Source organism: Glaciecola petra (assembly GCF_031846345.1).
In the GTDB taxonomy this organism is placed as follows: domain Bacteria; phylum Pseudomonadota; class Gammaproteobacteria; order Enterobacterales; family Alteromonadaceae; genus Glaciecola; species Glaciecola petra.
In genome coordinates this window covers 140,792-162,359 of the sequence record NZ_JAVRHX010000004.1, presented here as the reverse complement: position 1 = coordinate 162,359, position 21,568 = coordinate 140,792, and the positions used below count along the sequence as shown (strand labels likewise).

Below are 21,568 nucleotides of genomic sequence, written 5' to 3'. Positions count from 1 at the left end.
TTAATATGGTTATTATTGTCTGAGGTATTCTTCTACTGGGTCACCTGTGACTTTAGAAATTTGTTTAAATAAATATACTAACGCAGTTATTAGCAAAATCATGCTGGGGATAACAATTACAGGGTAACTGAGTGCGGTCATTCGACCCAATTCTTCGGTGTAGGCAGAGGTGCCAGGTTCAGATACTAAAATCCATTTTGCTAAGCCGTAATTTAAGCAAGCCGATAAAAAAAACGAACCAGCAACAATATACGAACTGATCGCCACTTTTGAATTAAATAAGGCTGTCGCGTTTTTTTCTTCAAGTTTAGCGTCGAGTTTCTCCCAGTTGACCAAAGCGTCACTTAAAATAAGCGCTTTTACTAGGGGCTTTTTAGTAAATTGTGTGATTAACACTGCTAGCCCAATAGCAGCAGGTATTGTTGCTTCTTTGATGGCCATATATTCTGCCGGTAGTTTTAGTAAACTAATCCCACCTGTCAGTAATACACTAACAATGCCTAAGACTGAAAATAAATTAACCTTTTTGGTTTTTTTTAACTCAATTAAACCATAAGTTAATGGAAACGCTAACGCGACAACAATACTCCATGCTGGACCCAAATATTCATCTGAACTCGCATAAGTCATAATGAGCACAGGAATTGCAATATTGAAGACTAAATTACCAAAAAACCCCGACTGCTGGTTGTCAGATGGTTTTTTAGGTGAGGGATCGGATACTTGTTCTTTTACAGATGACTCGGTTTCGGACACGACTTAACCTCGAAGAAAAAATTTATTATACAGCAAAGAGTAAGATATCCTAAGTTTTATGAAACTCGTGCCAATCGATATTGTTGATTCGGTTATCGGCAATATAAAAGACTTTGTCACCCGCATTTAAAAATGTATTAAGGGGCGGATTTACCACAATTTTATGAATGTCTTTGTTACCTGCTAGCCCAATAAAAATGGCGTCATACTTTTCTTTTAAATGGAAAAATAAATTTCTGGCGCTTATGCTTTCTATACCCTCTGGAATGGTAGATGAAAATTGTGCTTGTCCTTCGTATACATCGAGCAAATCGTGATGCAACAAGCTAGAACCAGGGTCAAATGCAGATTTTGCCAGCATTTCTACGGCAACGCTTGGTGTACATTCAATTTCTGGGCAGTGTTTTTGCAGCAGACCAACTAAACTTTCGTCTTCAAAATAGGCAACTTTGTGGGCCTTTTTGTTACGTTGTGAGCAATACAAGGCTGTTGTCATAGTCAAATCGTCTTGAGGATTGTCTATTAAAATAGTCGACGCATTCGCTACGCAAGCTCTGTCCATATCGGCGTCTTGATTGAAGGAGTCGACTTTTACAAACTCAATGTCACCTGGTATGGGATTGCTAATATCAGCGCGGACACAAAGCACAATATCAGGGTCGTTGATGAGATGCTTTTTTTCTATCATAAGCAGTCTTATTAACTGCTCAGTGCGTTTGCCGTTCCAACCAATTATCAAAACATGCTCTTTCACATTTAATGTGTTCAAACCTTTCGCTCCTTTTTGCCATTGTTGGCTAACCCAACTTGCCATTCTGCCAACTACAAGGGCAAAAATAGATAAACCCATGGGAATGACATATATCGATACAATAAGTTTTCCTGCCGGTGTGGTCGGCGACATATCTCCATAACCAACGGTCGAACCTGTTACTATAAGCCAATAAACAAAGTCATGAAATTGCAACAGGCCGTCTTCGCCAGCAATATACAATAACAAGTAACTGGTCAGGGAGTAAAACAGCAACATCGCCACAACGATATACCACCGCATGTATGAAAAATACTGCAGCATGAGCTTTCTAACTTTTATCCAAGCTTGCATGTGAGCTTCTTATATATATTAGTGTACAAAATTACGATGCCTAAAGTGTGGGAAAAAATGCTCGCGAAGTCAAACATAAAAAACCCGGCATTAAAGCCGGGCAAAAAGTTTGACATATAGGGAGATGTCGGAAGTGTGTCGTTGAGGCAATAAATCCTCAAAACGAGTAGCGATATTACGTCATTCCCTTATACTGCGCATCTGATTTGAGGTATGGCCTGCACCTAATAAGTATGCAAAAAAATACCTTAAATTACCGTATTCACCCCATTTTAAGCCTTAATAATTGGGCTAAGACATTGAATATTCGATAATAAAATCGTAGTAGGAAGATATTTTGTGGTAAGCGTTAGCAAAAACGATAACAATATTTACACCACAAAGAGCCACTTGATTGGAGTTAAAAGAGAAGAAAGGCATGAAAATTAGTGATTTTGATTTTGAATTACCCGAGCAACTGATTGCAAAATACCCGACACAACAACGCAGTGCCTCTAGAATGTTGTGCTTAGATGGTAAAACGGGATCGATACATCATAGCAACTTTGTTGACGTAGTTGGACTGATCAACGAAGGTGACTTACTCATTTTCAACAATACTCGAGTAATACCTGCAAGGCTTTTTGGGCAAAAAGAAAGCGGTGGTAAAATTGAAGTTATGCTTGAAAGAGTACTCGCTGACAATTCAGCTCTGGCTCATATTAAAGCAAGTAAATCGCCAAAAGAGGGCAGTAGACTGCTATTAGAGGGCGGGTTATCAGCTACTATGCTAGGCCGTCAAGGAGCCTTGTTTCATATTATATTTGATGGTGATGATAGTGTATTTGATTTGTTAGAAAGGCATGGTCATATGCCTTTACCGCCCTATATTGATAGGCCTGATGAAGATGCCGATAAAGAGCGATACCAAACGGTATATAACAAAAAACCAGGCGCCGTTGCAGCACCAACAGCAGGCTTACATTTTGATGATGAGATATTAGATAAACTAAAAAACAAAGGTGTTAACTTTGCCTTTGTTACCTTGCATGTAGGGGCAGGAACCTTTCAACCGGTTAGAGTCGAAAATATTGAAGATCATCAAATGCACGCCGAATATGCAGAAGTTAGCCAAGACGTTGTCGATTTAATCATTCAAACCAAAGCGTCTGGCAAACGCGTAATCGCAGTGGGGACAACCTCTGTGCGCTCAATTGAGTCGGCTGCCCATGCAAGCGACACAGACTTGCTTGTTCCATTTTTGTCTGACACCAGCATTTTTATTTACCCTGGTTTTAATTTTAAAGTTATCGATTGCATGCTCACCAACTTTCATTTGCCGCAGTCTACGTTAATGTTGCTGATTAGTGCTTTTGCAAAACGCGATCATGTGATGCAGGCATATGCCGAAGCAATCGAAAAGGAATATCGATTTTTTAGCTATGGTGACGCTATGTTTATTGAGTCAGCAGATCCAAAGTAAAAGCGATACTAGCCATCCCACGAAAATGGGAATGAATATTGTGCGCAGCCCTTAGCGTGCTACAGGTCTAGCACGTCCTTGCCTTGCACAAAGGTGATATCTACTGGTATTTTTGCTTTAGTTAATTTGGCTAAATCACTTTGGAGGTTGTCTTTAATCAGACCGTAGTCTGCTACTAGAGTAGCCACACCTTGGTAGTCGCCGTCTCCCTGAAGGGTCAAAATTTTGTTAGAAAGAGCATCAATGGCTTTTTCCATATTTGCCATGTTAACCGAATATAAACCATTCTCATCACGGGCAAATGCGCCTTGCTTTTGGAAGAAGTTGAATCGAATCATATTTGCCTTGCCATGCGCACTCGAGGCACCAAAGCGCACTGAACGAAATATACCTGCCATAAAGGTCACATAGTAGTCTGCTAATACGCCTTCGGTAATTTCGCCTTTTTCCAACAATTGCTGCACCATGTACAAACCTAGAATATCGGCTTTGCCTTCTTCCAATGCTGAAGCATGTTCTTTCAAAGCGCTACGCACTGTTTGATTACTATCTAAGACTGTTTTTATACCTAAACCATGGGCAACTTCATGGAACATAGTATTACTGAAGAATGCATTAAAAGTAATGTGCTTGCGCTGTTCTTCAACGATAAGCTGGTCGGCAATAGGCAGTAATATATGGTCGAATTTCGCTTGCATGGCATTTTTCAATTGTAAACGACGCGTACCTTTTTCAAGTTGCACTTGTTCATCATTGGGTAAATTAATTGCAATTGTTTTACTGCCAGCATTTGAATGCCCTGCATAATAGATTACATCGTAAGCATTGAGATCGGCGTCGGTGCCTGGCATTTGCGCTTTATACGCTTCTGATACAGGTAATCCGCGCTGTAGTTCTGGTAAAAAGGCAGCATATTTAGCAAGTCTTTGACTCCACGCCATGTCTTTTAAAAGTACATAAGACTCAAATGCTGTTCGATATCCGTAGAGTTGGTCTTCATAGGTTTCAATCGGGCCAATTACCACATCGATGGTATTTGATTTCATGTCCATCCATGCTAAGTCCGATGCCTGATATTCGTTAGTTAAAAGGGCATTTGCACGCATGAGGAGGTAGTTTGTAAATTGAGCGTTTTCGGCTAATTCGGCAGCTTGCACCAGTAATTCAGAGGCTTTTACTAATTCCTTGCGGAAAATCTTATTGTACGGCACTGCAACCAGCGACCCATCTGCAGCCCTTTGTACCATTGAGTAGAGGCCTTCTTTGTCTGCAAAAGTCGCTAAATCAAACTCTTGTTTTGTCATATCGACAGGATAGAACTGAGCTCCCAGTGGTTTATCTTTTACGTTAGGCAGAAAGGGTGTATCACCATTTAATCTATCCCAAGGGCCGTAATTGATATCAGCAAACTGACGGACATTGTCATCAGTTATGCTACTTAAAAAATCTGCTTTATTGCCGCCATAAGCTTGTTGCCAGAATAAGTCATCCATAATGACAGACGCATCAATTAGTAGAGCTAGCATGCGTTTTTGATTGTCTGAATAAGAGGACAAATCAGCACTTAAATCTACTGAGTGATAAATGTTTAAACGCTCCCGCTCAATTAAAATTTCTGTAGTTGCAAGCTCTTGCGCTGGCGCTTCAGTTTCAGGCTCTTGCTTAGGCGCTTCACTGCAGGCAGAAAGACTTAAAATAGCAAGTGCACTTAGTGCCACGCCCGCAGACTTAATAGAAATATTTTGTAAACGCATATGGATACCCTTTTGAACAATTGCGACAGCATGGCCTATTATGCGCTTACCTTGCTAGCAAATGTCAACTACGTATTTTGTGTAATGGTATTAAAAAGGAGTGATAGACAAGGCGGCGTTTGGTGAACTTGTAGCCGCCTATGTTTCATTGCTATACAGTGGCGATGTAATCACAAAATTAAAACTATAAGAGTGGCGATAAAAATGAATAATCAATATTTGAAAAGACTACTTTTGGCCGTTGCGTTAATATTAACGGCCTCAGTAAATGCTGGAGTAGGCAGTAACTGGTTCAGACTGACAAGCTGTTTATTTTGATAATCAAAAATCAGTTACTGTGGTAAAAGCGCTGTCACAGCTTCTATTGTCAGGTTTCAACTTGGATATATCGTTATTGTCTGCAAAATTAGCTGCAAAAGTTGCAGAAAACTATCACCAAGGCGATAAAGCGTTATTGTGCGTTATAATAATTACTAAATTAACTATCCACTTGACCATGAAAAACACGCTTTCTCTAATTATTGTCGTTACTTTTATTGCTTTATTATCATATTTATTTTTCTTCAATAAATCTGCGACAGACAGAGCCTTTCAGAATAGCGTTAATGATAATGCTAGGACTAGCGACAACTTCAAGGTCTCTAAAAAAGGAGCAAATGCAGCGATTAAAAGTGATACTAAAAACCCACCATCTCCAAGCAATGACTTCAATATAAACGATTCAGCACAATTCTTTAATTATGGCGAATGTTTTTATCATGACCCAGAACTAGAAAGCAGACTTGATGAAAAGCGTGAGAATTATTTGGATACATTAGGTAAATCATCAGTTAAAGATGACAAAATTGCTTACGTCCTTTTTAAAAACATGATCTATGATTTGCCGTCAGAGCTTCAAAAAGAAAATCGATTAAAAATAGATGCTCTATCGGAATTAAATTTATTTGAAGAGCCTTTAATTGCTCTAGAAATAATGCATACATGCACTATTTATTTAGAAAGCGAACATTGCAATAATCAGCTTTTTGAAGAGATCACTTCACAACATAGAGATGATAGTGAAATTTGGTTGCGAGCCCTCGGTTATTATCTGAAGACTGGACAAGACGAGTTAGTATTTAATGCTATCGAGCAACTGAAACAAAGCAAATACTCAAGCTCATACTCTCATCTATTCATAAATGCTTATACACAAACAATGGAAAATGCGGGTATTGAGAATTATAATAGTCATGTTTTTAGAGCACTGCTTTATTACAACTTCGCAAAATTACCAATGTATAATGAAGCGACTGCTTGGTGTAGAGACAATCTAGACAAAGATAAATATGCACAAGGCTGTTTAGATATGGGCACAGCGTTAGAGAAGTTGTCACACGATAGATTATCTAAGCACATAGGAATTTCATTTCAAGGGCTTGTGTATTCAGCAGAAGGAAATACTGATTCAGTCAAAATCTTGAAGCAACGCGCACAAGAATTACAGCCAGAATATTTGTCCGATGACTGGAAGAAAGAAATCGAAGTGTCAAAAACCGTATACCAATACGAGAATTTACTCAGATCTTATATCGCAAATACAGCGATATTGGGCGAACGAGGCGCATTTAAACCTCTTGAAGACGAAGTGATGGCATTTCGAGAGTCTGACCAATACGTTGACTGCGGAGGCTTTTAACTCTATTGGTTTGCTGTGGCTATGACCGCTTGGATGCCCAAATACAATTTCCTTATAGAGAGAAGGCTTTCGAGCGGACGCTCGAAAAATATCGTAGAGTTATTTGTTAGTTGTGTTTGAGATTTTGCAGTCAGCAAAGCATAGAAACGCTATCCCCCAGTTTTATTGCTCCTGGCGGCACACCGTCACATTTCCTTTATAAAACTGTCAATTTTATTAAATTAATTGTTCATTTAAATGTTAACTAATTGTCACATTTTGACACTAGGATTTCTCGTGCTTTCAAAGGATCGCGGGCCGAGAGCGCTATGGTTAATGTATTACTAGTCATCGGCATTCAACTTACATTCAAACGTTGTCAAACCCCAATTTTAAAAATATGGAACTACTATGACATTATTTATCAAGGCTAAATTTTCAAAGCTTGGCGCCCTGGTTGCATTGGCACTTTCTAGTGCATGCATACCCGCTATAGCAAACGACCTACCAGAGCATCAAACCAGTAACCCATGGTATAGCGATGCGCAAAGTCAGCTCATGCAAAAGCTCAACACTAACAATAACTTCAAAGCAAAAAATGTCATTTTGTTTGTCGGCGATGGCATGGGTATTTCAACGCTTACCGCAGCTCGTATTCTGCAAGGTCAGCAAAACAATATGCTCGGTGAAGAGAATAATTTAAGTTTTGAAGTATTTCCTCATTCAGCTTTAGTTAAAACCTACAACGTTGACGCGCAAACACCAGACTCTGCAGGTACCATGACAGCAATGGTTGCAGGCCTCAAAACCGATGTGGGTGTGATTGGTGTTGATGAAGATATCGAACGCGGCGATTGCAGCACATTGCAGGGTAATGAGGTGACTACCGCTTTAGAACTTGCAGAAATTAAAGGCATGTCTACAGGTATTATCTCAACAGCTCGCATTACCCATGCTACGCCTGCGGCAACCTATGCAAAATCTCCCGATCGTAACTGGGAAGACGTATCCGATATGCCTGAAGATGCAGTAACGGCTGGTTGCACTGATATTGCCGATCAGTTGATTAACTTTGAACGCAACCTTGAGTCTCGATTCACAGGCGTAGACGTTGACGGTATTGAAGTCGCGTTTGGCGGTGGCAGAAGACACTTTTTACCCCGCGACGAAGCATTTAACAGCCCAGATGCTGCCAGTTCGACAGAGGGTGATCGCACAGATGGACGTGACTTAACCGCAGAATGGCAAGAAAAATACCCACAAGGTGCTTACATATTTGATGCAGCCGGATTTGATTCGGTAGACGCAGCATCGACCGAACGCGTATTTGGTTTATTTAACGAGTCACATATGCAGTACGAAGCAGACCGCGAAAACGACATCGCTGGCGAACCTTCTTTGACTCAACTCACCGAAAAAGCAATTGATATCTTGGATAACAACAACAAAGGCTTTTTCCTGATGGTTGAATCGGGCCGTATCGATCACGGTCACCATGCTGGCAGCGCATACAACGCGCTTACTGATACGATTGAGTTTTCAAACGCTGTACAAAAAGCAATGGACATGACCAACGATGAAGACACACTGATTTTGGTTACTGCTGACCACGGCCACGTGTTTACGATTGCTGGGTATCCTAAGCGCGGCAATCCAATCTTAGGCAAAGTAGTGGGCGTAAACTCTGAAGACGCTGCAACGGATGCAAACGGCTTACCTTACACGACTTTGGGTTATACCAATGGTCGCGGCATGATGGATCTAGGAAGCGAAACAAACGCTGATGTGGCTTACGGCATGGATATTAACGCTGGCCGCATAGATTTAACGCTTGTTGATACAAACGCATCTGGCTTTCACCAAGAGGCTTTGGTGCCTTTAACAAGTGAAACCCACTCTGGCGAAGACATTTCGCTACATGCTTCAGGCCCTGGCGCTCAGTTAGTGCAAGGCACTGTTGAACAAAATATGGTCTTTCATGTGATTGACCAAGCACTTAATTTAACCGGTTCAAACTAAGGAGACCCACCATGAAATTATTAAAATTAAGTTTGATTGCTACTGCGGTAATGGGTTTAAACGGATGCTTTTTAGATGGCGATGACGGCCAAGACGGTGTGAATGGTGCCACAGGTGCAGCAGGCGCTGACGGCGCTGCAGGCACTAACGGTGCCTCAGGGTTTAACAGCTTGATTGTACAAACAAGCTTAGCGACAGGTGATACAAATTGTCCAAACGGTGGTGTTCAGTTTGATTCTGGCTTAGATACCGACCGCGATGGCAATCTATCTACCAGTGAGATAGAAGATACTAGCTATAGCTGTACGCCGGGCGTTACCTCAGTGGGTAGCTCTGAATTGTTGACTAATTTAAACAATAGCTGGTTTACACAAGCTCAGGCCGAAATTGCCGAAGCAAAACAGACGTGGACAAATAGCACGTCGGTTACCAGCAGCGCCAATGCCAGCACTGCTTCTGTGAAATCATACAAAACTGATTCAGCTGCTTCTCAACAGGCCTTAATTGAAGAGCTTCGTGGTAAAGCAAAAAATGTCATTTTGTTTGTTGGCGACGGTATGGGTGTATCAACCGTAACCGCTGCTCGTATCTTAGAGGGTCAGATGCTAGGTAAAGAAGGTGAAGAACATCAGCTTTCTTTTGATACTTTTCCGTTTGCCGGACTTGCTAAAACCTATAATGTGGATGCACAAACGCCTGACTCTGCTGGCACAATGACAGCCATGGTGTCGGGAATCAAAACCGATGTTGGTGTAATTGGCGTAGATGAAGATATTGAGCGAGGAAATTGCGCCACCGTTGCTGGTAATGAAGTTGTGACCGCGCTTGAGTTGGCTGAGCTACGTGGCAAGTCAACAGGCATAATCTCAACAGCAAGAATCACTCATGCAACGCCTGCAGCCACCTATGCAAAATCTGCAGATCGCAACTGGGAAGATATCTCTGATATGCCAGAAGATGCTATCACTGACGGATGTATAGATATTGCTGATCAACTCGTGAACTTTGAAGCAAATCTAGAAGCTCGTTTTGAAGGTGTAGATATAGATGGCATTGAAGTGGTCTTTGGTGGGGGTCGTAGACACTTCTTGCCTAGAGATGCTGCTTTTAATTCTGCCGATGCAGCAAGCTCGGTAGAGGGGGATCGTACAGACAATCGCGACCTTACCGCAGAATGGCAAACCACGTATCCTAATGGCGTTTATGTCATGGATGAAACGGGTTTTAACGGCATCAACCCTGCCACTACAGAGCGCGTGTTTGGTTTATTTAACGAGTCGCACATGCAGTACGACGCTGATCGCGGTAATGATATTGCTGGCGAGCCGAGCATCGCAGAAATGACGCAAACAGCGATTGATATTCTCGATAACAATCAAGATGGGTTTTTCTTAATGGTTGAATCGGGTCGTATTGATCACTCTCATCATGCGGGCTCAGCTTACGGCGCGCTCACCGACACTATGGCTTTTGCAGAAGCGGTTCGCACAGCCGATGCGATGACTAGCGATGACGACACACTTATCATCGTAACCGCAGACCACGGACACGTGTTTACCATTGCGGGTTATCCGAAACGCGGTAACCCAATTTTGGGCAAAGTAGTGGGTGTTGGCTCTGATGAAGAAGCCACTGATGCTGAAGGAATGCCGTATACCACACTTGGTTACACTAACGGACGCGGGTTTAGAGACTTTGGCGATAGCGTGACCAATGCAGATGCGACATATGCACTAGACGCTGATACTGGACGCAAAGACTTGACTGACATTAACACTGCGTCTCCTGGCTATCACCAAGAAGCGCTAGTACCGCTTAGCTCAGAAACACACTCTGGCGAAGACATTGGTATTTATGCTAAAGGTCCGGGTGCGTTTTTAGTCAACGGCACTAACGAACAAAATATGATTTATCATATCATTGATTTTGCCGGTGACCTGAACGCAACATCTAACTAATAGGATGTAAGTTTACGCATTAAGCAAAGCGTGGATTGAGTTTAAACGTTTGTTTTAAATTCAGCCGGCTTTGCTTTTTTGTAAACACCCTAATTTGCAGATACACGAATTTACATCGCAACTTTAGTTGAGACCGTTTTGTTTGTTTTATCTGTTTAGCTATACACCTAAGGATTTTCAACATGAAAAACAGACTCAGTTATATTACCCTTATTTTTTTTATCAGCGTTTTATCGAGCGTCTCAAGCGCTGCAACAAAAACCACGCCAACACGTTGCGCCGTTAACAACATTACTGCTCAATACACTATCGAGCACCCGACCAAGCAATCAAAACTTAAACTCACCTTGGTTCGCGAAGAAAACAAAGTGGCGCATCATTATCCCCAAACCAAAATCACCGAAGCATGGGAACAAAATCATAAAGACCAAATTAAGCCAACACGATATTTCGATGCACATGCCAGAGCGATTGAGTATCAACCTACCGAACGTGTGCACGGAAAAATTGAAAAAGACTGGAGCTATCGTTATCAATTAGTAAGCCAGTCTCTAATTGACAAATATGGTGACAATGAGCAAACCTTCGCAACATGCGACTCACAACAAGCGCTTTCTATCAGTTGGAAAAATCAACGTTTTGACATTGTCTTTCTACCCAATCAAAAGTTGGTTAAAGAGTTTTCTGTGTTTAACAACGACAATCAACTGCTTGAGCGCTGGGCGCTGCAAAGTGTCAATGATGATGACGAAGCAGTGGAGCGTTTTTTCAGCGAACGTCTGGCTTACAAATCAACAGATTTTGCTGATATTGGAGACGATCACACCGACCCTTTTTTAACACAAATGGTTACAGTTGGGTTTATTGAAGCCGGCGCCAGTGGTTTTTATCAAGCGCATGAAAATGGCGAAGTTAGCTCACTTGGTCATGGTCATCAGCATGACTGATAAGCGCCTTTAATTATTCGTAAGTATAGTCAATCTAGTGATCATTATTTTATAAGAAGCGTGTACCTCTATTATACTTTGTATATCTTATGAGGTCGCGCAAGCCCAGCTGAGCTCTGGTAGAAAGTAAAATCTCGATTAAGATGTTCAGACTTTATTATCCTAGGATAATAAATCTGGAAAAACGCGTTGAATTTGAAGGCTCGATAATCCCCAGTGAGCACTAAGTGCGCGGGCCATCCATTGTCTAACATCTGAAGTTGGCATAAGGTCGCGGTTTTTGTACAACTGCTCTGGCGATAAACCAGGCCATTGACCAAGCACCTTACCGCCTTGTAATGTCGAATTCATGGCCGGTAATGCACCACCTAACACAAACATATTTGACGCGGTTCCGTGGTCTGTTCCTTGAGTACCGTTAGCAGCAGCTGTGCGTCCAAATTCGGTTGAAACAATAACAAGTGTATCATTCCAACGTTCACCAAGGGTGTTTTGCATGTGCTCCAAACCACCATCAAGTTGGGCAAATAAGCGCGCTAATCGACCAACTTGATTATTATGCGTATCCCAACCATTTAACTCTAGCATGGCACAGTTAGCGTTTTCATTCGTTAATAGTTCGGCACAACGTTCCGCTAAATAACGGAAATTTGGCCGATTCTTTTCCTTCATTTGCATACTGGGCATTTCTTTTTGCTTAATCACTTTTGACAATGAGTCTTCTAAGGACTTGTCACCTTGGTACAAATTATGTAGTTGACTCAGCAAATCGGGACTTGCTTCAGGTAAGGTTGAGGGGTACCAAGTTTCGATGTTTGAAGACATGCCTCGCATGGCAATTGGCACGCTTCTAGACAACGCATAAGCAGATGCATTTTCAGAACTATTGCTCTGCGCTTGTTGCAAGGCTCTGGCAATCCAACCACTGTCATGATTAGTTATATCAAGGCCCGATTCCATTTGGTCTTGTGCGTCAAAATGTGATCTCTCTCGATACCCGCTGGCAACTGCTACAATTGGCGACATTTGTTTTCTAGTATAGAGCTTATGCAAATGTTTAAGCGCTGGATGCAGACCAAAATCATTATTTAAGGACAAAAGCTTAGGTTTTAATGCATTGTACAAATGTGGGCGTAGTATCGTCATTTGCTTATCATGCTTTGGTACAACAGTGTGGAGACTATCCATCGCGCCTCTTAAAAATACCCAGACTAACTTTTTGTTTCCAATCGTATTTGTTGATGCCGCATTACTTGCTAAGGTGGTTGCCGCTGCAACATTTGTATTGAGCCATACATAAGCGCTGGCGCCACCCATTAACATGGCGCTTTTTCGAAGAAAGCTTCTGCGCGATGATGTTTTGTTGTATTGTTTTTTAGTCATCATCTTATCTCCTTTGAAACTCTGGGCTAAGCAACATCACGGCCAGAGCCATCTCTTTACTCTCAGCACGCTTAATAGCGTTTAAAGTGGCGCTAGTTAAAAATGGACCCAAAGCAGTTTTCGCCGCGGAAACCGGATCTAATTGTTTACGTTTTGCCAGGAAGGACGCAAAATGACTCGCCCATTCTATGCGTGTATTTAAAGCGCTAGTACTTAGCCAAGCATCTTCAACATCGGCATAGCCAGCGGGTGAACCTGAATTAAAAAATCCTTGCCCCATCAATTCAAGGGTTTGGTAAAGCCTTGGAGCAGATTTTTTAACATTAAACGCTCGCATACTCGACACAACAAATTCGCGAGGGGTTTTATACTTATTTTGATTCTTATTCCAGCTATCTTTATGCATGATCATTGCTCCCATAACACTCGGAATATGCCCGTCTGTGTTGAGCCATTTTTCTACCATGGCATTAACAATGGTCATCGGCGGAGAATCTGCAATAAAATGCCTAACAAGTTTAGTACTAAGGTGCTTAGCAGTCGCTTTTTGTTTGGCTAAATCCTTAAGTACTAAATAACCGGTTTGGACTCTTTCCCTCAAGGGCATTTGTTTGTATTTTTTTCCTAATATAAATCGGTCACCAAGCTCGTGGGCTTGCGCTCTAAAAACAAAACCAGGCTCTTCGCCTCTGCGCACGGACGCGACACTCCAGCCTGTAATAGCTTTTGCCAATTCTGTGACATCGGCTTGGGTATAACCACCGTTAACGCCGAGTGTATGTAGCTCTAAAATTTCGCGTGATAAGTTTTCATTTAATCCGCTGCGTGCTTTTTTTCCTTTACGTTTTTTACCTAAATTACTATTGGGTCCTATAGAAGCCTCATTGTTTAGGTAAATTAGCATGGCAGGATGTTTTGTAACCGCAACCAAGATATCAGAAAAGCGCATATGCAAATTAGGCCCTATGGCCTCTGCTTCTAAGGTAGGCGCCAGCATGGTCATAGGTAAATTGTTACGTGAAACACTAAAATGATTCGAAAAAAAATCGAGTAAACGGGCTTGCATAGGCTGAAGATGATTAAGATTGTGAACAGCAGTTTGTTCCGCCATTTGACGCACTTCGTTAATAAATGCTCTTCTGGTTTTTGTGTAAGCCTGCTGTTTGGATTCATTATTGCCGGTGTTATCGCGTTGTTTGCGCAATTCGACGTGACTACGCATCGCTTTATTACTGGTCCATTTGTAAGCGGGAAGTTTGTATTCAGAAAGTTGATTAATCAGCCATGACTGCACAACTGGTAAATCAGAGTTGGCGTTAAGCGTATTCACGCTTTTATTGTCGGCGCCCAAGCCAAACCTATTCATCCCAATATAAGCATATTCACTGGACATAATGAACCTTGCCTCCCATTATTGTTGCAGTATATAGACAACTAATTATTGCTTCGCAAAATAAGTGCCTCGCCACATCTAAACCATAACTATTTAATAGCTAATCAATAGCCACACCTCAATAATAACCTTAACCACTGCAAATAAAAGGTACAATTTGATTTACGTATTCTTTACACAATATACTTTTCGTGAGTTGTTTCGCGATCTATTGGGTGCAAATAGGCTGGACTAATTGATATAAATTGTTCATTAAAATGTTTGCATCGGAAATCAAGTGTTATGCTTTGTCACATAATTGGACGTGTGGAATGGGTTTGAAACTTAACACATCACGCTTTTAACACACACGATAAGATATAGATTGTTCGTTTGATAAACAAAATATGGAACATAAACCATGAAAAAACATACCTTAATTGCAAGTTCTTTAGCGCTTTCAGGCGCATTATTTTTAAATGCATCAGCCTTTGCCGATGGACAAAAACAGCCGGCAGACACTGCGCCGCCTGAAACAGCCACTGCAGTTGATTTTATCAATGCATTTGAAAAATTAAGCGGCGCGCATCCTGGTTTTCGTAAAGCGCATGCAAAAGGTGTATGTGTGCAAGCCACCTTCAGTCCAAATACGGATTCTCCTTTTGCTGGGTCACCACTTTTTAGCAACGGTGATTTGCCCGCAAGCATTCGTTTTTCAGTTGGTGGCGGCAATCCCGTTAGTGATGAGAGAACACCAGGCGTAAGAGGTATGGGAACACAAATTAAATTGCCAGGCGGAGGTATGCATACTTTCACCGGTAATAGCACGCCCGTTTTTGCCGCAAAAGATCCTGAAACATTTTTAGGTTTGCTGCAACGATTAATGCCAGATGAAAGTGGCCGCCCAAATATGGCGAGGTTAGGGGCATATATTGCAGCGAATCCAAGTACTCAAGCAGGCGCAATGTGGTCACGCACGACTCCGGCTCCAGCTTCTTATGCCAATACGCCTTACTTTGGTTTACATACTTTTTTCTATCAAGCAGATGATGCGCAAGAACAAGTTAAATTTAGATGGCATATTGAACCTAGTTTGGGAAACAAAGGTTTAGATGCTGAAGCTTCTGCAACACTTCCAGCGCTATTTTTAGAAGATACCTTAAAGGAACAAGTGGCGAATGAAGAAACGCCAGTAACTTTTACTATCATTGCAACATTGGGTGAAGAAAACGATACAAATATCGACCCGTCGGTGCAGTGGCCTAAAGAAAGACCGCAGGTTAATATGGGTACTCTAACCTTAAATTCTGTTGGCACTCAAAGTTGTGACAAAACAAATTACGATCCAAACCTTTTGTCATCAGGTTTTACACCTAGTGATGACCCAGTATTAAGAATGCGCTCACCTGCCTATGGTATATCGTTTGGTAAACGCTTGAGTGGGCAATAAAGACTGTCATTTCGTTGTGAAATTTTGCTATAATCCGCGCACTTTTTGAGTCGTGCACTTTTTTAAAAAAGTGCACCGTATAGCGCAGCGTTGTTTTAATGAAGTTTAATTTACTCAATACCGATGGTCTTGCTCGTCGTGGGCAACTAGTATTTGACAGAGGAGTGGTCGAAACACCCGCTTTTATGCCTGTTGGTACTTATGGCACAGTGAAAGGAATGACACCTGAAGAACTGGCTGAAACCAACGCTCATATATGTTTAGGTAATACCTTTCATTTAATGCTCAGACCCGGAACCGACATCATAAAGCAGCACGGTGATTTGCATGACTTTATGCATTGGGATAAACCCATATTAACCGACTCTGGTGGGTTTCAGGTTTTTTCCTTGGGCGCTATGAGCAAAATTAATGAAGAGGGTGTTACTTTTCGCTCTCCAATAAACGGCGAAAAAATTCTACTTACCCCTGAAAAATCGATGCAAGTGCAGCGTGACTTAGGCTCTGATATTGTCATGATTTTTGATGAGTGCACGCCATTTCCAGCCACGGTTGAAGAAGCCGAGCGTTCAATGCAATTGTCTTTACGCTGGGCAAAGCGCAGCAAAGACGAACACGGTGATAGTCAAAGTGCACTTTTTGGCATCATTCAGGGTGGAATGTACGAAAATTTACGCGACGAATCTCTTGCAGGCTTGGAAGAAATTGGTTTTGATGGTTACGCGATTGGCGGCCTATCGGTAGGCGAGCCTAAACCAGATATGATGCGCATTGTTAAGCACACTGCTCCGCAAATCAATCCGCAGAAGCCTCGTTATTTAATGGGCGTAGGTAAACCCGAAGATATTGTGGAGTCGGTCAGGCGCGGCATAGATATGTTTGATTGTGTCATGCCGACAAGAAATGCTCGCAATGGACACTTGTTTGTTAGCGAAGGTGTTATTAAGATTCGTAATGCCAAACATAAAACCGATGTTTCACCCTTGGACGACAAATGTGATTGTTACACTTGTAAAAATTATTCTCGGTCATACTTACATCATTTAGATAAGTGCAACGAGATACTGGGCGCCCGTTTAAATACCATACACAATTTGCGGTATTATCAGATTGTGATGGAGGGATTGCGAGCTGCAATCGCAGAAAATCGCCTAGACGACTTTGTAAACGACTTTTATGCTCAAAAGGGCATGCAAGTACCCGATTTGTAGATTTTATAAAAATAATTAATTAAAAGGAAAATAATATGAGCTTTTTTATTTCAGCTGCACAAGCACAAGAAGCAGGCGGTGCGGCTTCTCCAGGTTTTGGTTTCGAACCCCTAATCATGCTTGCGGTCTTTGGTTTGATTTTTTACTTTTTGCTATATCGTCCTCAAGCAAAGCGCGTTAAAGAGCATAAAAACTTGGTTTCATCTTTGGCAAAAAACGATGAGGTACTTACTCAGGGCGGTATCGTCGGCAAAGTGACAAAAGTCTCTGACGACAAAGATTTTATTGAAGTTATGCTGAATGAAAACAACCATATTATGGTGCAAAAATCAGCAGTTAGTGCGGTGTTGCCAAAAGGCACCATGAAGTCAATTTAAAACAAAATCCGCAAGTAAGAATTATCATTTATTAATAATTCATTACACTGCGGCTTATTAGGATTTTACTGTGTTAAACCAAACGCCTATTTGGAAATACATTTTAGTTATTTTCGTGCTCGCAATGTGCGGCTTGTATGCTTTGCCAAATCTTTATGGTGAAGATCATGCTGTCCAGATATCTTCTGGCAGAAACACTACCGTTACGGAAGATATGATCCCTTCAATTGAAGCGACCATGACCTCAGCAGGCATAGAAACCAAAGCTATTGAGTTCCGAGATGAGCGCATATTAGTGCGCTTAAACGACCCTGACAAACAGCTCATTGCGCGCGAGAAACTCGACGCACAAATGGGCGATGAATATTTTGTCGCAATGAACCTTGCGCCTGACACGCCTGACTGGCTTGAAGCCTTGAACGCTGAGCCAATGAAGTTAGGCTTGGATTTAAGAGGTGGTGTTCACTTTCTGATGGAAGTTGACATGAAGCAGGCGCTCGACAAAGCATTTGAAGATGTCATCGGCGCATTCAGAGCGCAGCTACGAGAAGAAAAAATACGCTACAGAAGCGTGCGTCAGGCAGGTGACCAAGTAGAAATTACCTTTCGAGACCCTGACGTACTAGAACGTGCACAATTTTTTCTGCGTGGTCGTTATCCCGATATGGTATTTAATGAGCGTGACGATTTAACACTACGAGCTACATTTACGGAAATTAAGCTATCTGAGGTCCGTGATAATGCAGTGAGACAAAACATTACGATCATTCGTAATCGAGTAAATCAATTAGGGGTTGCAGAACCACTTGTTCAAAAACAAGGTGCAGACCGCATTGTTGTGCAACTGCCTGGTATTCAAGATACCGCTAAAGCAAAAGAGATTTTGAATGCAACAGCGACCCTAGAATTCCGCTTAGTTGATCAAACTAACGATGTTAATGATGCAATTAACGGCCGTGTACCTGCCCGTTCACAACTCTTGTATGACCGCAATGGGCGCCCTGTATTATTACAAAAGAATATCATGCTGCGTGGTAATCACATTATTGATGCAAACAGCAGTACCGATGAAAACGGCTTTCCGCAAGTTAATATTTCTCTCGATTCTGAGGGCGGCAGTAAAATGTCGGCAAACACTAAAAACAATATTGGTAAGCCAATGGCGACCGTGTTTATCGAATATAAAGCGACCGATAAAAGAGGCCCTGACGGGAAATTAGTGTTTGAGAAAAAAGAAGAAGTCATCAACGTGGCGACTATCCAAGCACAATTAGGCAGCTCATTCAGGATTACCGGAATTGACAGTGCATCCGAAGCTCGCGACCTGAGTTTATTGTTAAGAGCAGGTGCATTGATAGCCCCTATTCAGATTGTTGAAGAGCGTACGGTTGGTCCAAGTTTAGGTAAAGAAAATATAGAGCTAGGTTATCAGGCAATAATGTATGGCTTAGCCGGCGTGCTTGTATTCATGCTGATTTATTATCGAGCCTTTGGTGTAGTTGCCAATATTGCGTTAATCACCAACGTGATTATGATCGTCGGCATTATATCAATGGTACCGGGAGCCACTTTAACTCTACCTGGAATGGCGGGGATAGTGTTAACGGTTGGTATGGCAGTAGACGCTAACGTATTAATATTTGAACGAATACGGGAAGAAATCCGGGAAGGAAGGAGCCCTCAGCAGGCTATTCATTTTGGCTATGACAATGCCTTCTCAACCATTTTAGATGCAAATATAACGACGTTTATCGCAGGGTTGATTTTGTTTGCAATAGGAACTGGGCCCATTAAAGGGTTCTCGATTACCCTGATGATAGGTATTGTTACTTCGATGTTCACGGCAATAGTTGTCACGCGCGTCTTAGTCAATTTAATTTGGGGCGGTAAACGCGTCAAATCACTGGCGATTTAAGGAGAAGGACATGGCGTTTCAACTGTTACGAATAAAAGAAACAATCAAGTTCATGAAACTTAGGGTGCCGGCTATGGTATTTTCAGCCGTGCTCGTTTTAGCTTCAATTACATCATTAGCTATTAACCAACTTAATTGGGGCTTAGATTTTACTGGAGGGACGGTAGTACAAGTGCAGTATCCCAGTGGAGCTGACTTGGATGGTGTGCGCAAAGAGTTATCAGATGCGTCTTTTGCTGATGCAGTAGTACAAAATTTTGGCAGCAGCCAAGATGTATTAATTCGCATAGCACCACGTGATGATATTAAAGCTGAAACAATTGGTGATACGGTCTACAAAGTGCTGCAAGATGCAGATGCAAGCGTGATTTTGCAAAGAGTCGAGTTTGTTGGTCCCACAGTCGGACAAGAACTTACCGAGCAGGGCGGTTTAGCGATGCTAGTGGCCCTGATATGTATATTGATATACGTGGCAATGCGATTTGAATATCGTTTTGCCTTGGGTTCGGTAGCTGCCCTAATGCATGATGTGCTTATTACATTGGGTTTGTTTTCAGTGTTACAGCTAGAGTTTGATTTAACAGTCTTGGCGGCTTTGTTAGCGGTAATTGGTTATTCACTTAACGATACTATTGTTGTGTCAGACCGAATCCGCGAAAATTTCCGCAAAGTACGCAAAGGTACACCGGAAGAAATCATTAATATTTCGCTAACACAAACCCTCAACAGAACCATCATTACTTCTTTAACTACTATATTAGTATTGCTGGCTTTGTTCTTTAAAGGCGGTGCGCTCATTCATGGTTTTGCAACTGCTTTGTTGTTTGGCGTGTTTATTGGTACTTATTCTTCGGTCTATATTGCAAGTGCTGTTGCATTAGCCTTAGGCATTAGCAAAGAAGACTTAATGCAACCTGAGGTCGAAAAAGAAGGTGAAGACTTAGAGCCCTTGCTGTAACAATTTAGGAAAATTCAACATGAATATACCAGCACTTTTTTCGTTGGAAGGCAAAATAGCCCTTGTGACCGGTGGCTCAAGAAATTTAGGTAAAACGATTGCAAAAGCATATATTGCTCAGGGCGCAAAGGTTTATATCACCTCGCGAAAGGCTGATGATTGTGCAGCAACAGCTGAAGAGTTGGGGCCAAATTGCCATGCTTTACCACAAGATTTATCAACGGTAGAAGGTGCTCGTGCTTTGGCAGCTATGTTTGCCGAAAAAGAAGAAAAGCTTGATATATTAGTTAATAATGCTGGTGCTGCTTGGGGAGCTTCATTTGAAGACTTTCCTGAATCGGGTTGGGACAAAGTGATGGACCTTAATTTAAAGTCTCCGTTTTTTCTAACTCAAGCCCTATATAAATTACTGAAAGTTGGAGCAAGTAAAGGTGCACCCGCTAAAGTTATTAATATTACATCTATCGATGGACAGCGCTTAAATCCCTGGGAAACGTATAGTTACCACGCGTCTAAATCGGGTCTTATATACTTGACTAAGCGACTTGCAGCCAGGCTGGTTCGCGACAATATTGTGGTAAGCTCTATTGCGCCAGGTGCGTTCGCTTCCGACATGAATACTGCCGCTCGAGATAATGCCGACGAAGTAGGCAAACACATACCAATGGGTCGTATTGGCACTGAAGACGATTTAGCGGGAACGGCTATATATTTGGCAAGTCGCGCGGGTGACTATGTGGTGGGCGATACTATTTCTTTGGACGGCGGCATTGTGCATGCGTCATTGGGTCAAACCACCGACACGTAGAGCAAAAATAACCGCTGCTTAAACATCTCTTATTCATCTTAAACCCGAGTGTGCCTCGGGTTTTTTGTGTTGAAATGAAACAAAAATCGAAATCTAATCGTATCTGTAAGCAAGAAGTTTAAAAAGCATTAAGATTCAGTGTTTTCTTGGAGAAGTCGATGGATTTAAAAAAATTGATGGGTGGGTTATCTAAGTCAGGCGCACTTAGTGGATTCGCCGGTGGCGTTGCTGGTGGTGGTTTAACTAGTATGATTGCAAGTAAAAAGGGGCATAAAGATGGTAAGTCGGTGCTTAAAGTGGGCGCCCTTGCTGCTGTTGGGGGCTTGCATGGAAAGCTTATCAAGCTTATTCAGCGCAGCCGCAAATGCACAATTCACCAGCTCAGCAAGGCAAGGCGCAACGTTATTTAAGTCCAGCTAAAATTAATTATCATCAA

The 21,568-nt window shown here is 41.9% G+C and carries 17 protein-coding genes; 12 read left to right on the top strand and 5 right to left on the bottom strand.

Annotation, left to right across the window (positions count from 1 at the left end):
• Window positions 1-12: 12 nt before the first annotated feature.
• Entirely contained in the window at window positions 13-756 is a 744-nt protein-coding gene (locus RM552_RS13690) for a VC0807 family protein (protein WP_311369422.1), read from the bottom strand.
• Between the two features lie 49 nt (window positions 757-805).
• A complete protein-coding gene (locus tag RM552_RS13685; RefSeq protein WP_311369421.1) occupies window positions 806-1,861 on the bottom strand; it encodes an ion channel in 1,056 nt (351 codons plus the stop codon).
• A 418-nt stretch (window positions 1,862-2,279) separates the two neighbouring features.
• On the opposite strand from RM552_RS13685, the gene queA reads away from it, so the two are divergent.
• A complete protein-coding gene (gene queA, locus RM552_RS13680) occupies window positions 2,280-3,323 on the top strand; it encodes a tRNA preQ1(34) S-adenosylmethionine ribosyltransferase-isomerase QueA (protein WP_311369420.1) in 1,044 nt (347 codons plus the stop codon).
• A 59-nt stretch (window positions 3,324-3,382) separates the two neighbouring features.
• On the opposite strand, the gene RM552_RS13675 is transcribed toward queA, so the two are convergent.
• Window positions 3,383-5,077 carry a dipeptidyl-peptidase 3 family protein gene (locus tag RM552_RS13675; RefSeq protein ID WP_311369419.1) on the bottom strand — a complete coding sequence of 565 codons (1,695 nt, stop codon included), beginning with the start codon at window positions 5,075-5,077 and terminating at the stop codon, window positions 3,383-3,385.
• 394 nt (window positions 5,078-5,471) lie between these two features.
• Here RM552_RS13675 and RM552_RS13670 point away from each other — a divergent pair, with 394 nt between their 5' ends.
• The 4 genes from RM552_RS13670 (at window position 5,472) to RM552_RS13655 (ending at window position 11,658) form a co-directional block, all read left to right on the top strand.
• On the top strand, window positions 5,472-6,755 hold the full coding sequence (locus tag RM552_RS13670) for a hypothetical protein (RefSeq protein ID WP_311369418.1): 1,284 nt from the start codon (window positions 5,472-5,474) through the stop codon (window positions 6,753-6,755).
• A 390-nt stretch (window positions 6,756-7,145) separates the two neighbouring features.
• A complete protein-coding gene (locus tag RM552_RS13665; protein ID WP_311369417.1) occupies window positions 7,146-8,753 on the top strand; it encodes an alkaline phosphatase in 1,608 nt (535 codons plus the stop codon).
• Window positions 8,754-8,764: 11 nt separating this feature from the next.
• Window positions 8,765-10,711 (top strand): alkaline phosphatase, encoded by a 1,947-nt coding sequence (locus RM552_RS13660; protein WP_311369416.1) that lies wholly within the window; start codon window positions 8,765-8,767, stop codon window positions 10,709-10,711.
• Window positions 10,712-10,893: 182 nt separating this feature from the next.
• The gene (locus RM552_RS13655) at window positions 10,894-11,658 is read left to right on the top strand and encodes a hypothetical protein (RefSeq protein WP_311369415.1); all 765 of its coding nucleotides are present in this window, start codon (window positions 10,894-10,896) and stop codon (window positions 11,656-11,658) included.
• A gap of 162 nt (window positions 11,659-11,820) precedes the next feature.
• Here RM552_RS13655 and RM552_RS13650 read toward each other — a convergent pair whose 3' ends face one another.
• On the bottom strand, window positions 11,821-13,044 hold the full coding sequence (locus RM552_RS13650; RefSeq protein WP_311369414.1) for a DUF1501 domain-containing protein: 1,224 nt from the start codon (window positions 13,042-13,044) through the stop codon (window positions 11,821-11,823).
• A gap of 1 nt (window position 13,045) precedes the next feature.
• Window positions 13,046-14,434, bottom strand: a complete 1,389-nt coding sequence (locus tag RM552_RS13645; RefSeq protein ID WP_311369413.1) for a DUF1800 domain-containing protein — start codon at window positions 14,432-14,434, stop codon at window positions 13,046-13,048.
• Window positions 14,435-14,834: 400 nt separating this feature from the next.
• Between RM552_RS13645 and RM552_RS13640 the strand changes: the two genes are divergently transcribed.
• The 7 genes from RM552_RS13640 to RM552_RS13610 all read left to right on the top strand — a co-directional run bounded on the left by RM552_RS13640 (window position 14,835) and on the right by RM552_RS13610 (window position 21,542).
• Complete coding sequence (locus RM552_RS13640; RefSeq protein ID WP_311369412.1) at window positions 14,835-15,863, top strand: catalase family peroxidase; 1,029 nt, start codon at window positions 14,835-14,837, stop codon at window positions 15,861-15,863.
• A gap of 98 nt (window positions 15,864-15,961) precedes the next feature.
• Window positions 15,962-17,074, top strand: coding sequence for a tRNA guanosine(34) transglycosylase Tgt (tgt, locus tag RM552_RS13635; protein WP_311369411.1), 1,113 nt, complete (start codon window positions 15,962-15,964; stop codon window positions 17,072-17,074).
• Window positions 17,075-17,109: 35 nt separating this feature from the next.
• Window positions 17,110-17,451, top strand: a complete 342-nt coding sequence (yajC, locus tag RM552_RS13630) for a preprotein translocase subunit YajC (protein WP_311369410.1) — start codon at window positions 17,110-17,112, stop codon at window positions 17,449-17,451.
• Between the two features lie 70 nt (window positions 17,452-17,521).
• Window positions 17,522-19,366, top strand: a complete 1,845-nt coding sequence (gene secD, locus RM552_RS13625; protein ID WP_311369409.1) for a protein translocase subunit SecD — start codon at window positions 17,522-17,524, stop codon at window positions 19,364-19,366.
• 10 nt (window positions 19,367-19,376) lie between these two features.
• The gene (secF, locus tag RM552_RS13620; RefSeq protein ID WP_311369408.1) at window positions 19,377-20,324 is read left to right on the top strand and encodes a protein translocase subunit SecF; all 948 of its coding nucleotides are present in this window, start codon (window positions 19,377-19,379) and stop codon (window positions 20,322-20,324) included.
• 19 nt (window positions 20,325-20,343) lie between these two features.
• A complete protein-coding gene (locus RM552_RS13615) occupies window positions 20,344-21,132 on the top strand; it encodes an SDR family oxidoreductase (protein ID WP_311369407.1) in 789 nt (262 codons plus the stop codon).
• 158 nt (window positions 21,133-21,290) lie between these two features.
• The gene (locus RM552_RS13610; protein WP_311369406.1) at window positions 21,291-21,542 is read left to right on the top strand and encodes a hypothetical protein; all 252 of its coding nucleotides are present in this window, start codon (window positions 21,291-21,293) and stop codon (window positions 21,540-21,542) included.
• Window positions 21,543-21,568: the final 26 nt, after the last annotated feature.

Excerpts from the sequence above, each read along its gene's own strand:
- RM552_RS13685 (WP_311369421.1), bottom strand. The coding sequence starts at position 1,861 with ATGCAAGCTTGGATAAAAGTTAGAAAGCTCATGCTGCAGTATTTTTCA.
- queA (WP_311369420.1), top strand. The coding sequence starts at position 2,280 with ATGAAAATTAGTGATTTTGATTTTGAATTACCCGAGCAACTGATTGCA.
- RM552_RS13675 (WP_311369419.1), bottom strand. The coding sequence starts at position 5,077 with ATGCGTTTACAAAATATTTCTATTAAGTCTGCGGGCGTGGCACTAAGT.
- RM552_RS13665 (WP_311369417.1), top strand. The coding sequence starts at position 7,146 with ATGACATTATTTATCAAGGCTAAATTTTCAAAGCTTGGCGCCCTGGTT.
- RM552_RS13660 (WP_311369416.1), top strand. The coding sequence starts at position 8,765 with ATGAAATTATTAAAATTAAGTTTGATTGCTACTGCGGTAATGGGTTTA.
- RM552_RS13655 (WP_311369415.1), top strand. The coding sequence starts at position 10,894 with ATGAAAAACAGACTCAGTTATATTACCCTTATTTTTTTTATCAGCGTT.
- RM552_RS13650 (WP_311369414.1), bottom strand. The coding sequence starts at position 13,044 with ATGATGACTAAAAAACAATACAACAAAACATCATCGCGCAGAAGCTTT.
- RM552_RS13645 (WP_311369413.1), bottom strand. The coding sequence starts at position 14,434 with ATGTCCAGTGAATATGCTTATATTGGGATGAATAGGTTTGGCTTGGGC.
- RM552_RS13640 (WP_311369412.1), top strand. The coding sequence starts at position 14,835 with ATGAAAAAACATACCTTAATTGCAAGTTCTTTAGCGCTTTCAGGCGCA.
- tgt (WP_311369411.1), top strand. The coding sequence starts at position 15,962 with ATGAAGTTTAATTTACTCAATACCGATGGTCTTGCTCGTCGTGGGCAA.
- yajC (WP_311369410.1), top strand. The coding sequence starts at position 17,110 with ATGAGCTTTTTTATTTCAGCTGCACAAGCACAAGAAGCAGGCGGTGCG.
- secF (WP_311369408.1), top strand. The coding sequence starts at position 19,377 with ATGGCGTTTCAACTGTTACGAATAAAAGAAACAATCAAGTTCATGAAA.
- RM552_RS13615 (WP_311369407.1), top strand. The coding sequence starts at position 20,344 with ATGAATATACCAGCACTTTTTTCGTTGGAAGGCAAAATAGCCCTTGTG.
- RM552_RS13610 (WP_311369406.1), top strand. The coding sequence starts at position 21,291 with ATGGATTTAAAAAAATTGATGGGTGGGTTATCTAAGTCAGGCGCACTT.